Origin of the sequence: Micromonospora sp. MH99, assembly GCF_021442385.1 — a bacterium.
Lineage (GTDB): Bacteria > Actinomycetota > Actinomycetes > Mycobacteriales > Micromonosporaceae > Micromonospora.
In genome coordinates this window covers 134526-147219 of the sequence record NZ_MUZA01000005.1, presented here as the reverse complement: position 1 = coordinate 147219, position 12694 = coordinate 134526, and the positions used below count along the sequence as shown (strand labels likewise).

Annotated in this window: 12 protein-coding genes; 2 read left to right on the top strand and 10 right to left on the bottom strand. The window is 70.5% G+C overall.

Annotated elements, in window-relative coordinates; translation table 11 throughout:
- The first annotated feature begins 40 nt into the window (after positions 1–40).
- On the top strand, positions 41–1279 hold the full coding sequence (gene mshC / locus B0E54_RS04680) for a cysteine--1-D-myo-inosityl 2-amino-2-deoxy-alpha-D-glucopyranoside ligase (RefSeq protein ID WP_234581999.1): 1239 nt from the start codon (positions 41–43) through the stop codon (positions 1277–1279).
- 349 nt (positions 1280–1628) lie between these two features.
- Here mshC and B0E54_RS04675 read toward each other — a convergent pair whose 3' ends face one another.
- Both B0E54_RS04675 and B0E54_RS04670 read right to left on the bottom strand, forming a co-directional pair.
- Entirely contained in the window at positions 1629–2420 is a 792-nt protein-coding gene (locus B0E54_RS04675) for a GntR family transcriptional regulator (protein WP_234581998.1), read from the bottom strand.
- Positions 2421–2542: 122 nt separating this feature from the next.
- Complete coding sequence (locus tag B0E54_RS04670; RefSeq protein ID WP_007459801.1) at positions 2543–3412, bottom strand: PAC2 family protein; 870 nt, start codon at positions 3410–3412, stop codon at positions 2543–2545.
- 262 nt (positions 3413–3674) lie between these two features.
- Between B0E54_RS04670 and metH the strand changes: the two genes are divergently transcribed.
- The gene (metH, locus tag B0E54_RS04665; protein ID WP_234581997.1) at positions 3675–7190 is read left to right on the top strand and encodes a methionine synthase; all 3516 of its coding nucleotides are present in this window, start codon (positions 3675–3677) and stop codon (positions 7188–7190) included.
- A 57-nt stretch (positions 7191–7247) separates the two neighbouring features.
- Here metH and B0E54_RS04660 read toward each other — a convergent pair whose 3' ends face one another.
- Genes B0E54_RS04660 through B0E54_RS04625 form a run of 8 tightly spaced genes read right to left on the bottom strand, consistent with a single transcriptional unit; the run spans position 7248 to position 12611 of the window.
- Entirely contained in the window at positions 7248–8489 is a 1242-nt protein-coding gene (locus B0E54_RS04660; RefSeq protein WP_234581996.1) for a tyrosine-type recombinase/integrase, read from the bottom strand.
- 1 nt (position 8490) lies between these two features.
- Complete coding sequence (locus tag B0E54_RS04655; protein ID WP_234581995.1) at positions 8491–8682, bottom strand: helix-turn-helix domain-containing protein; 192 nt, start codon at positions 8680–8682, stop codon at positions 8491–8493.
- Positions 8683–8704: 22 nt separating this feature from the next.
- Positions 8705–10495, bottom strand: a complete 1791-nt coding sequence (locus B0E54_RS04650) for a replication initiator (RefSeq protein ID WP_234581994.1) — start codon at positions 10493–10495, stop codon at positions 8705–8707.
- Complete coding sequence (locus B0E54_RS04645; RefSeq protein ID WP_234581993.1) at positions 10495–10761, bottom strand: hypothetical protein; 267 nt, start codon at positions 10759–10761, stop codon at positions 10495–10497. Before B0E54_RS04645 ends, B0E54_RS04650 begins: the two co-directional genes overlap by 1 nt.
- Positions 10758–11471, bottom strand: coding sequence for a hypothetical protein (locus B0E54_RS04640; protein ID WP_234581992.1), 714 nt, complete (start codon positions 11469–11471; stop codon positions 10758–10760). The genes B0E54_RS04645 and B0E54_RS04640 overlap by 4 nt, the downstream gene beginning before the upstream one ends.
- On the bottom strand, positions 11471–11851 hold the full coding sequence (locus B0E54_RS04635) for an RRQRL motif-containing zinc-binding protein (RefSeq protein ID WP_234582036.1): 381 nt from the start codon (positions 11849–11851) through the stop codon (positions 11471–11473). Before B0E54_RS04635 ends, B0E54_RS04640 begins: the two co-directional genes overlap by 1 nt.
- Positions 11852–11871: 20 nt before the next feature.
- Positions 11872–12174 carry a hypothetical protein gene (locus B0E54_RS04630; RefSeq protein WP_234581991.1) on the bottom strand — a complete coding sequence of 101 codons (303 nt, stop codon included), beginning with the start codon at positions 12172–12174 and terminating at the stop codon, positions 11872–11874.
- A complete protein-coding gene (locus B0E54_RS04625) occupies positions 12171–12611 on the bottom strand; it encodes a hypothetical protein (protein WP_234581990.1) in 441 nt (146 codons plus the stop codon). Before B0E54_RS04625 ends, B0E54_RS04630 begins: the two co-directional genes overlap by 4 nt.
- Between the last annotated feature and the right edge of the window lie 83 nt (positions 12612–12694).

Here is a 12694-nt window from a genome sequence, read left to right as displayed (position 1 = left end):
GGCGGCCCGGTGCCGCCTGAGGGCTGGTTAGGCTGAAGCCATGGAGTCTTGGGCGGGACACGAGGTGCCACGGCTGCCGGGCAGGGGCGAGCCGCTGGCGTTGTACGACTCGGCGCGGCAGGGTGTCCACCCGAGCGAGCCGGCCGACGCGGGAAGCATGTACGTCTGCGGCATCACCCCGTACGACGCGACGCACCTCGGCCACGCCGCCACCATGATCACGTTCGACCTGGTGCAGCGGATGTGGCGGGACGCCGGCCGCCCCGTTCGCTACGTGCAGAACGTCACCGACATCGACGACCCGCTGCTGGAGCGGGCCGCCCGCGACGGCGAGGACTGGGTGGTCCTGGCGATGCGGGAGACGGCGCTGTTCCGCGAGGACATGGAGGCGCTGCGGATCATCCCGCCGGAGCACTACGTGGGCGCCGTCGAGTCGATCCCGGACATCGCCGACAAGGTCGAGGTGCTGCTCAAGGACGGCGCCGCGTACCGGCTCGACGACGGCACCGGCGACGTCTACTTCGACATCTCCGCCACCGGCCGGTTCGGCTACGAGTCCAACCTGACCCGCGAGCAGATGCTGGAGATCTTCCCCGAGCGCGGCGGTGACCCGGACCGCGCCGGCAAGCGCGACCCCCTCGACCCGCTGCTGTGGCGTGGCGCCCGCGAGGGTGAGCCGTCCTGGCCGGGCGGGGAGCTGGGCCCGGGCCGCCCCGGTTGGCACATCGAGTGCGCGGTCATCGCGCTGAACCTGCTCGGCGACCGGATCGACGTGCAGGGCGGCGGCAACGACCTGCTGTTCCCGCACCACGAGGCGTCCGCCGCGCACGCCGAGCGGCTCACCGGCCAGGCGCCGTTCGCCGAGCACTACGTCCACGCGGGGATGATCGGCCTGGACGGCGAGAAGATGTCCAAGTCGCGCGGCAACCTGGTCTTCGTGTCCCGGCTGCGCGCCGACAAGGTCGACCCGATGGCGATCCGGCTGGCGTTGATCTCCGGGCACTACCGCGGCGACCGCACGTGGACCGACGAGCTGCTCACGGCCGCGCAGGAGCGCCTGGACCGCTGGCGGCGGGCCGCCGCCGCGCCCGCCGGGCCGTCCGGGGCCGAGCTGCTGGCCGGGGTACGCGAGCGCCTGGCCGACGACCTGGACACCCCGGGCGCCCTGGCCGTTGCCGACCGCTGGGCCGACGCGACCCTGTCCGGCGCCACGGACGACACCGAAGCGCCGGCCCTCTTCGCCAAGACGGTCGATGCCCTCCTGGGCATCCACCTCTAACAGCAGCCCGCCCCCGCGAGCCCTCGCACGCCCGTGGGGCGCCTCGCACGCCCTTGGGGCGCCTCGCACGCCCTTGGGGCGCCTCGCACGCCCGTGGGGCGCCTCGCACGCCCGTGGGGCGCCTCGCACGCCCACCGGGCGTCGATCATGGAGTTGTGGTGGCCGGTGTGCGGTGCTGTGCCCGCTATGCGAGGCACCACAACTCCATGATCGATGACGCGACCGCCACACCTCTGCGTCGATCTTGCACTTGCTGTCGTGACGAAGGTTGCCTATCGGGGCAAAGTGGCGACAGAAAGTGCAAGATCGGCGGGGCGGGGCGGTGCGGGTGCGGGGGGTGGGAGCAGGGTCAGCCCAGGACCAGGCCGGGGTCGGGCTCCGGGTCGGGGGTTGGGCCGGGGATCTTGTACTCCTCGGTGAGGGTGGTCATCGGGCCGGGCCAGGTCGCCTGGGCCACCTCGATGGGCTTGCGATTCGCGTCGTACGCGACGTGCAGCAGGTGCAGGACCGGAGTGTCGGGCCGGATCTGGAGGGTCTCGGCCTCTTCCCGGCTGGGCTGGCGGGCGCTGATCGTGTCGGTGGCCGAGACGTACCGCCGGCCGGTGGCCTCCTCGGCCTCCTGGTAGAGCGGCCGGCCGAACGCCTCGGCGCGCTCCAGCGAGGTGCCGGCGGTGTCGGCGGGCAGGAACCAGGAGGCGCCCACCTCGACGGGGGAGTCGTCGGTGCGCACGAGGTGGCGGCGGCAGAGCAGGTCCGTGCCGTCGGAGACGCCGAACGCGTCGGCGACCTCGGCGGGCGCGGGGGCGCGGCCGACGGAGACGAGTTGTTGGCGATACCGGGCGGCGAGGTCCGTGTGATAGCCCCGGAAACCGCCGTACCGGCCCCGGGAGAGCCGGTTGAGTCGGCGCCGGGTGCCCCGGACGTACGTACCGGAGCCGGGTTTGGTGATCAGGATGCCCTCGACCCGCAGCTGGTCGACGGCGCGTTGCACGGTCTGCTTGGCGACGCCGAACATCTCGGCGATGGCCGGGATGGACGGTAGGCGTTCGCCAGGCGCCCAGTCACCGCGGCGGACCTGGGCCTTGAGCTGCGCGGCGATCTGCCGGTGGGGGAACTCGGCCGCGCCGGGGTTGATCTGCACACCCGCCTCCTTGATCACATCTAGGTTCCTAGGATGCCTTAGAGGGTGTGACGACGCCACCCCGGACACGCCAAAACGGGCCCCCGGACCACAAAAGGTCCGAGGGCCCGCCGTGAACGGTGCTACCAGGAGCCGGCGGTGGGGCCTGCCGAACCGCCCCGACGCCGCAGGTACTTCTCGAACTCCTGCGCGATCTCGTCGCCGGTCAACGGGGTGATGCCCTCATCGCCGACCCGTTCCTCCAGCTCGCGGACGTACTCGCCCAGCTCGGCGTCCTGCTCGGCGGCGCTGCGCACCCGCTGCTCCCACTCGGCGGACTCCTCGGCCAGGTCGGCCATCGGCACCGGCAGGTCGACGACCTCCTCGACCCGGTGCAGCAGCGCGAGGGTGGCCTTGGGGCAGGGCGGGTTGTTGGCGTAGTGCGGCACGTGCACCCAGAACGACACCGCGTCGACCTCGGCGCGGGCGCAGGCGTCGTGCAGCACGCCGACGATGCCGGTCGGCCCGTCGTAGCGGGTCGGGGTGAGCTGGTAGCGCTCCGCGGCCTGCGCGTCGGAGGCGCTGCCGCTGATCGGCAACGGCCGGGTGTACGGCACGTCGGCCAGCAACGCGCCGAGCAGCACCACCCGTTCCACCTCCAGGCTGTGGCAGATCTCCAGAACCTGCTCGCAGAACGTCCGCCACCGCATGCTCGGCTCGATGCCCCGGATCAGCACCACGTCGCGCTCGGTGCCCTCGGGGCTCGCGACCATGAACCGGGTCGTCGGCCACTCCACCCGGCGGGTCTCCCCGTCGGCCATGGTGATGGTGGGCCGGCTGACCTGGAAGTCGTAGAAGTCCTCCGGGTCCAGCTCGGCGATCTGCCGCGCGTTCCAGACCTGTTCCAGGTGCTCGACGGCCGCGGTGGACGCGTCGGCGGCGTCGTTCCAGCCCTCGAATGCGGCAATGGCCACGGGGGACCGCAGTACCGGCAGTCCGTCGAACTCGGTCACGCCGTCACCTCACCCTGCTCGTCGCGGCCGACACCGGGACCGCGCCCGGTCGTCGGGCCGTGGTGCACGGTGGCGTCCCTGTTGTCCTTCACGTCCGCCAGCCTACGTGCCGGGCAGGGATGCGGCCCGTCGGCCGCGCCGGTCCGCCCGGTCCACGACCGGGCATACGGCGGCGAACCGGACAGCGTGATCCGCCCGACACAATATGGGATCGGGCCCGGACGGCGCTCGGGTTCGCGCAGGACCGCACTAACCTGAACGGGTGCGGACTTCGTTGCTTGATGTGCTGGCCGATCGGATCCTCATCGCCGACGGGGCGATGGGCACGATGTTGCAGGCCGCTGACCTCACGCTCGACGACTTCGACGGGCTCGAAGGGTGCAACGAGATCCTCAACGTGACCCGTCCCGACGTGGTGCGGGGGGTGCACGACGCCTATCTGGCCGCCGGCGCGGACTGCGTGGAGACCAACACCTTCGGCGCCAACCTGGCCAACCTCGGTGAGTACGACATCCCGCACCGCATCCGGGAGCTGGCCGAGGCCGGCGCCCGGATCGCCCGGGAGGCGGCCGACGCGGCCAGCACCCCGGCCCGGCCCCGGTTCGTGCTGGGTTCGATGGGGCCGGGCACCAAGTTGCCGACCCTCGGGCACGCCGGCTACGCGACCCTGCGCGACGCCTACCAGGAGAACGCCGCCGGTCTGATCGTCGGCGGCGCGGACGCTCTGATCATCGAGACCTGCCAGGACCTGTTGCAGGTCAAGGCGGCGGTCGTCGGGTCGAAGCGGGCGATGGCCGAGCTGGGCCGGCAGGTGCCGATCATCTGTCAGGTGTCGGTGGAGACCACCGGCACGATGCTGGTGGGCAGCGAGATCGGCGCGGCCCTGGCGGCGATCGAGCCGCTCGGGGTGGACCTGATCGGCCTCAACTGCTCCACCGGCCCGGCCGAGATGAGTGAGCACCTGCGCTACCTGTCGCAGCACTCCCGCATCCCGGTGTCGGTGATGCCGAACGCCGGCCTGCCGGTGCTGACCGCCGACGGCGCGCACTTCCCGCTGAGTCCCGTGGAGATGGCCGAGGCCCTGGAACGGTTCATCACCGAGTACGGCGTGGGGCTCGTCGGCGGCTGCTGCGGCACCACGCCGGAGCACATCCGGGTGCTGGCCGAGCGTCTGCACGGCGTCACCGCCCCGACGCGCGAGCCCCAGCACGAGGCGGGTGTCTCGTCGGTCTACCACCCGGTGCCGTTCGCTCAGGACGCGTCGGTGCTGATGGTGGGGGAGCGGACCAACGCCAACGGTTCCAAGGCGTTCCGGGAGGCGATGCTCGCCGGTGACTGGCGGGCCTGTGTGGAGATCGCCCGCAGCCAGGCGCGCGACGGTTCGCACCTGCTGGACCTGTGCGTGGACTACGTCGGCCGCGACGGCACCCAGGACATGCGCGAGCTGGCCGGCCGGTTCGCCACCGCGTCCACCCTGCCGATCATGCTGGACTCCACCGAGCCGAACGTGGTGGAGGCCGGGTTGGAGATGCTCGGCGGCCGCTGCGTGGTCAACTCGGTGAACTTCGAGGACGGCGACGGCCCCGACTCCCGCTACGCGCGGGTGATGCCTGTCGTGCGCGAGCACGGCGCCGCCGTGGTGGCGCTGCTCATCGACGAGGAGGGCCAGGCGCGTACGAAGGAGTGGAAGGTCCGGGTCGCGGCGCGGCTGATCGACGACCTGACCGGCCGGTGGGGCATGGACCGCGCCGACATCCTGATCGACGCGCTGACGTTCCCCATCGCCACCGGTCAGGAGGAGACCCGCCGCGACGGCCTCGAGACGATCGAGGCGATCCGGGAGATCTCCACCCGCTACCCGGGGGTCAACTTCACCCTGGGCATCTCGAACATCTCCTTCGGCCTCAACCCGGCGGCCCGCCAGGTGCTCAACTCGGTGTTCCTGCACGAGTGCGTGCAGGCCGGCCTGACGTCGGCAATCGTGCACGCCAGCAAGATCCTGCCGATGTCGAAGATCCCCGACGAGCAGCGCGAGGTCGCGCTGGACCTGGTCTACGACAGGCGTCGCGAGGGGTACGACCCGGTGCAGCGCTTCCTGGAGCTCTTCGAGGGCGTCGACGTGACCAGCGCGCGGGCCACCCGGGCGCAGGAGCTGGCGGCGCTTCCGCTGGACGAGCGGCTCAAGCGGCGCATCATCGACGGTGAGCGCAACGGCCTGGAGGCCGACTTGGACGAGGCGATGGCCGGCGGCCGGTCCCCGCTGTCGATCATCAACGACATCCTGCTGGACGGCATGAAGGTCGTCGGTGAGCTGTTCGGCTCCGGGCAGATGCAGCTGCCGTTCGTGCTCCAGTCCGCCGAGGTGATGAAGACCGCTGTGGCGTACCTGGAGCCGCACATGGAAACCACCGAGGACGGCGGCAAGGGCCGGATCGTGCTGGCCACCGTGCGCGGCGACGTGCACGACATCGGCAAGAACCTCGTGGACATCATCCTGTCCAACAACGGCTACGAGGTCGTCAACATCGGTATCAAGCAGCCGATCAGCGCCATCCTCGACGCCGCCGAGCAGCACCGCGCCGACGCGATCGGCATGTCCGGGCTGCTGGTCAAGAGCACAGTCATCATGAAGGAAAACCTGGCCGAGATGGCCACGCGCGGGGTCGCGGAGCGCTGGCCGGTCCTGCTCGGCGGGGCGGCGCTGACCCGCGCGTACGTCGAGGACGACCTGCGGTCGATGTTCCCCGGGCAGGTGCACTACGCGCGGGACGCGTTCGAAGGTCTGTCCCTGATGGACAAGGTGATGACGGCCAAGCGCGGAGGCGCCCCGGTCATCGACCCGGAGCGCGAAGCGGCCCTGGCGGCCCGTCGTGCCCGCCGGGAACGGCAGCGGTCCATGGTCACCGAGTCCCTGCCGGAGCTGCACGACTCGTCGGTCCGCTCCGATGTGGCGCTGGACGTGGAGGTGCCCGCCCCACCGTTCTTCGGCACCCGGGTGGTCAAGGGTGTGCCGATGGCCGACTACGCGGCGCTGCTCGACGAGCGGGCCACGTTCCGCGGGCAGTGGGGGCTCAACGGCGCCCGCGGCGGCAACGGCCCGTCGTACGACGAGCTGGTGGAGACCGAGGGTCGCCCGCGCCTGCGGTACTGGCTGGACCGGCTGATCGCCGACCAGATCCTCGAAGCGGCTGTGGTGTACGGCTACTTCCCCGCGTACTCCGAAGGCAATGACCTGGTGGTGCTCGACGAGAACGGGCACGCGGAGCGCGCCCGGTTCTCCTTCCCCCGCCAGCGCCAGGAGCGACGGCTCTGCCTGGCCGACTTCTTCAAGCCCAAGGGCGACCAGCTCGATGTGGTCGCGCTGCAACTGGTCACCGTCGGGCAACCCGTCAGCGAGTACGCGGCGAAGCTGTTCGCCCGCAACGAGTACCGCGACTACCTGGAGGTGCACGGGCTGTCCGTGCAGCTCACCGAGGCCCTGGCCGAGTACTGGCACCGGCGCATCCGCGCCGAGCTGACCCTGCCCGACGGGCGTCCGCTGGGCCACGACGACCCGACGGACCTGGCCGGCATCCTGCGCAACGACTACCGGGGCTGCCGGTACGCGTTCGGCTACCCGGCGTGCCCCGACCTGGAGGACCGGGCGAAGATCGTGGAGCTGCTGGGGTCGGAGCGGATCGGCGTGGAGCTGTCCGAGGAGTTCCAGCTGATGCCGGAGCAGGCCACCGATGCCATCGTGGTCCACCACCCGGAAGCGAGCTACTTCAACGCCAAGTGACGGGCGCAGGTGCCCTGACCTGCGCCCCAGGTCGCCTAGAGGGCCACTGAACCATGATCATGCCGTCTCCAGGCCGTCAACGGCATCCGGGCCGTCCGCATCTGATGGGTCCTCACCGAAGGCCGCATCGATGGCTCGGCGCGTACGGTCCTCGCTGGTCGGCAGAAGGTGCGTGTAGATCCGCAGGGTGAATCCCGGGTCAGCGTGACCGAGGTACATCGACAGGGCCTTGATGCTCTCTCCGGCGTCCAGAAGCACCGAGGCATAGGTGTGTCGCAAAACGTGCATGCCGTTGTGGCGGTCGTCGGGAACGCCCGTGGCACGGATTGCGGGCTTCCAGACGCCGGGGTTGAATTTCGAACGGCTGAGCGGCAAGCCGTCAGCAGTCGTCAGGTAGAGCATGACGGTCATGGGGTCGCCAGTGGGGGAGCCCCATGGCAAGGTGACCTCTACAGGCGGGTACCGCTGGGCGTGGTCGCCCAGGCGGCGAGCTACGGAGGCTGGGAGGGGAACCTCCCGCGTCTTGCCGCCCTTGGGCGGGGCGAAGATGAGGACGCCGCGCACGAGCTTGATCTGACGGACGACTCGCAAGATTGGCCGGGTCGCGTCCAGGTCTTCAGGGCTTGCGCCGAAAATCTCTCCTTGCCGCAGTCCGCAACCTGCGCCCAGGTCGACGGTGACTCGGTAGCGGTCCGGCAGTTTCGCGCGGAACGCGGTGAGCCTGTCGACTAACCACGGCTGGACCTTAGTGGGGACATGCCGGGGTCTTTGGATGCTCTTGGCGGCAAACGGATTGCTGACGATCTTCTTGTCGTCTACAGCGGCGTTTAGAATCATCGACACGTCGCTGAACAGAACGCGGCGGTAACCGGCGGACAGTCCCTTCTCCTGCATCCCACGCGCCCATGCTCGGATCGTCGCCGGCTGGATCGACGCGATCGGCCTATGCCCGAGCACCGGATGCACGTGCAGCCGGAGTTCGTACTCAAGCCGGTCGCGAGTCAGTAGGTCAGTCGTCGCGGCGGCAAGCCATTCGTCGGCGTACTGCTTGAAGGTGGTGCGGCCGGCGTCGGGGTCGACGTAGGTGCCCTTGAGGATGTCGGCCTGGACGTTGGCAAGGAACGCCTGTGCCTCGCGCTTCTTCTTGTCGGGGAACGAGTGCGACTTCTCCTTGCCGTCCGGAGCGAGGTACCGGACGCGATAGCGCATCCCCTGTCCGCACTCCGGCCTTGGCTCCTGGCGGGACTTGCCGTTCGGGCCGACAACCGTCTTGTACCAGCGGTCGACGATGTGAGCCATCTCAGGCCGCCTTGGACTGGTCGGCGAACCACGCCCGCACCACGTCAGGGTCGTAGCGCAGATGCCGACCAACGCGGCCGGCGGGCGGACCGATGCGGCGCTTGCGCCAGGTGTAGAGAGTCTGGATCGGGACGCCGAGGTATGCCGACACGTCTTCGACGGTCCAAAGCTTGAGCGGTTGCGCGGTGGTCATGTCGTCTCCCGTAGGCGAGGTGTCAGGCAGCAGCCGGCACGGTGTCGGCGGGGATGGTGCTGAGTTGGTGGGCGAGTTCTTCGCGGCCGGTGGTTCGTCGTTCGCGGGCGAGGGCGGCGGCGGTGTTGGCGAGCAGGGCGTCACCTGATGTGTGCCAGCCGACGCCGGCGAAGGTGAGGGTGCCGACCACGAGCGTGGTGTCGTCGTCGAGGTGGTCGACGGCGCGGAGGGTGCCGGGCTGCTCGTCGGCATGGTCCTGGTGCTCGTGGCGGCGGAAGGCAACGCGGGTGTCGCGCAGGAACTGGAAGGTCACTGAGTAGCGGCGGCCTTTGGTGAGGAAGTGGCCGCCGTAGCCGAGCATGTGAGCCCATCGACGTAGCCGGGCGTAGGGATTGGTCGCTTGTGGTCTGCTGGCCGGTTGGGCGTCAAGGGTGGCTTGACGGTGTGCGATGCAGACGGGGCAGGCGGGGTAGCGGGTGCGGGTCCCGCAGTCGGGGCATTCCCAGCGGTCGACGAAGCCGGGCCGTGGCCGTGGTTCCCGGGGCCGCTCAGACAGGGGTATGGGTGTGCTGGTGGGTCGGCCGATGCGCCAGCAGGCGTCGATGAGGCGGGCGGTGTGGTCGCCGTCGGGGTTGGCGTAGTCGCCGATGGTGTCGGCGGTCAGGCGGGTTGAGGTGTGCCCGGTGGCCTCGGTGCTCTTGGTGGCGTACTTGGCAAGGTAACCCGCGACCATCCCGTCAGTGACCTCGCCTGTGCCGTCGGCGGCGATGGGTTCCAGGTCGACCTGCTCGCCCCAGGTGATCGGCCAGCCCTCGGGCCGGTCCGGGTGGGTGGGGGTGTGGAAGGTGACGTGTCGGGCGGCGTGCCGGAGCGTGTCGACCAGCTCGTCGACGCCGAATCCGGCGGGTGGGGGTACGACGGCGTTGGGGTCCTGGCCGTCGACGCCGTCGAGGCGGGCAATGGCGTGGAAGTGGACCGCTCCGCGTGCTTGGAGTTCGGCGACCTTGCCGGGTGAGAGCCGGACCGGCGGGATCTTGCGGGTGTTGCCGGAGGCGGTGACTATCTCGACGCGGGGAATGCCTCGGCGGCGGGCGAGTGTGGCGAGCCATCGTTCCGCGGCTTGTTTGGTGCGGTGCCACAGTTCGCCGGAGAAGATGTTCCAGACGACCTGGTGGTCGTGGTCGTAGCAGTCCAGGCACAGGGGATGCCCGAGTGCGGTGTCTGTGGCTTCGTGGCGTGCCCAGCACACGGCGGGACGACCGTGGGGGCAGAGGCCGGTGTCGCGGCGGGCGTGGCAGGGTTCGGCGCGGCAGTCGCAGCGGCGGCGGTTGCGGCAGGTGTGGCGCTTGACCACCCGTGCGTGCACGGTCCCGAACGATGGTGCGGTGAACGTGGCGAACACGGCGGGGTGCGAGGCAACCGTGTCGGGGATGCCCTTGCCGCCGACGAGTCCGGCGCGAAGCAGTTGGAAGGCGTCGCGTTGGTAGGTCTGCGCGCACGAGGGGCAGACCCTTGACCGGCGGTTGCCGCAGGCGGTGTAGATCGCGGCGTCGGGCATGGCGTCGGTGTGCCGCTGGTCCAGGACCCGTCCGGTGCCCTGCTCGACGGTGTAGAGGCTGCCGGCGAGGCGGATAGGGCGGGTGCAGCCGGCGGCAGCGCGGACGTGTTCCAGCCACCCGAAGTAGTCCGGCTGAGTGGCGCGGTGAAAGGCGGAACCTTCGGCGGTGTAGTCGTAGACGGGCGCGATGGTGTCGGCGTTCGAGCCCACACCCCGGGCCGAGGCTCGGGGTGTGAGGTCCAGCGTCGAGGCCATCAGCCGCCGACCTCGTCGAGGTGGCGGGTGGTGATGGTGTGTTCGGTGACGATGACTCGGCAGGCGCCGCATTGGCGCTTGGCCGGTTCGTGCCGGCGGCACGGAATTGTGACGGTGGTGTCGCCGCAGCGGATGGTGACCGGTGCCCGGCAGGGTCCGCCGGGGATGACGTCGACGACGGTCCGGCGAGTGTCGAAGGGGTGCGGGCCGGGGTAGGCGGGGCAGGTGTGGGTGACCTGCTCGATATCGACCAAGACGATGGTCATCGGATACCGCCGCTGATGGTGGTCAGGAGTTGTCCGGCGACGGCCGGGGTGATGTCGAGCCGGTCGGCCAGTTCGTCCGGCGTGATGGGGTGGCCGGTGGCCTGTTCGTGCTGCACGGCCGCGAAACGGGCGGTGGGCAGCAGGTGGGTGGGGACGTCGACCGGCTCCGAGGCCGGCACGGTGACGGGTTCCGGCGTGACGGCCGGCGCGTGGGTGATGGCGGCCGGGGGTTCGGTGGTGACCTGCTCGGCCACCTGGACCCGGATCGGCTCGACCGGCGCGGGGGTCGGTGCGGCGGCGGTGGTTCCCGCCTTTGCGGGGGCGAGGACGAGTTTGACCAGGGCCATGAACGCCAGCGCGGGAACGGCGGACAGGAGCCACCCGGACGGGCCGGGCTTGGCAACGGCGAGTTGCGCGGCGAGGGAGAGGCCGGCGGCGGCGATGAGCAGGACCATCGGGTAGCCGATGGGAGCGCCGGTCCGGCGGCGTCGGCGGATGGTGAGTAGGGCGGCGATGGGGACGAGTTCGGAGATGACGGCGTTGGCCCAGCCGAACCATCCCGGGGTGTTCTCGGGGCTGTTGGCCATGGTCCAGTCGTGGACGTGGGTGAACGAGGCGGCCCCGGCGGAGCCGCCGACGACGATGAGGATGAGGACCAGGACCAGGCCCTCCAGACGGGTGCCGGCGCTGGCCGGAGCGTTAGCGGGCATTAGTGGCCTCCGTGGCAGTCGAGGCAGCAGCCGTAGCGGCGGGGGATGTAGTAGGGCTTCACCTGTCCGCAGTGCCGGCAGGTCCGGCGGGCGAGCAGGGCTTTCGCGATGGCCTCCCGCTGGGCGGGCGTGGCGGTGCGCTTCGGTGCGGCGAGGTCAAGGCGGTAGAGGTAGGCGACCCGCCGGTTGGAGTGGTGCCGCCAATAGATCTGCGCGACCGGGTCATGCCCTCCAGGTCGGAGGCCGGCGGCGCGGAGTTGCCGCAGGGTGGCCAGGCCGGTGGGTGCGCAGTGGTAGGGGAAGGTGGGGAACCCGTAGCGGGTGCCGAGGGGGTCGTAGAACTCGACCCGGATGCCGGTGCGCTCGGCCAGGTTGTCCAAATCGACGCTGCGCAGGTTGGTCATGGCTTGTCACCGCCCCAGCGCTGTTGGGCGGCTTGGCGGGAGATGCCGAGGCGGGAGCCGATCTCGGCCCAGGAGTAGCCGAAAGCCCGAAGGCCGATCACGGCTTCCCCGATCGCCTCGTCGATGACCGATGAGAGGGCGATGAGGTCGCGGAGTGCTTCGACGTCGCCGGTGGCGACGCGGCGGCCGTGGGCGCGGATGATGCGCCGCGCGAACGCGCCGAAGGCGTCGTTCTCGACGACGTCCCGACGTCGCTGTCGGGGCAAGTTGGGCGTCAAGGGCTTCTTGACGGTGTTCATGCGTTCTCACCTCCGGCGGCGCGGAGGGAGTCCCACTCGGTGGCAGCCGCCTGGAGGGCGGTGATGACCTGCTCGGCGGTGCGGGTCGGGTCGTCGTTCCACGAGTAGGGAGAGGTGTGCTCGTCGAGCAGGTAGCCGTCCTCGTCGATGAAGAAGACCGGGGCGGTGGTGTCGAGGTAGTCGACGAACACGCCCAGGGCGGTCAGGTAGTCGGCGAGGGCGTCGGGGTCGAGCTGGGAGAAGTGCTCGACGCGGTGTCCGGCGCAGGCGATGCCGATGGCCCCGGCGGCGCAGGCCGGCGGGGTGAGGGTGTCGGGGTTCTTGGCGTAGTAGGTGCCCTGGTGCCAGCCGTGCCGGCGCAGGTAGAGGGCGGCCATCCGCAGCAGGTCAGCAGGTGTGACCTCAACGGTGGTGGGTGGGTTGTGGGTAGCCTTCATGGCAACCACGTCCTTTCGAGGTTGTTGGTGGAGGTCGGCAGGACCGGCAGTTGCTGCCAGGCGAAATCCCGGTCCTGTCGGCC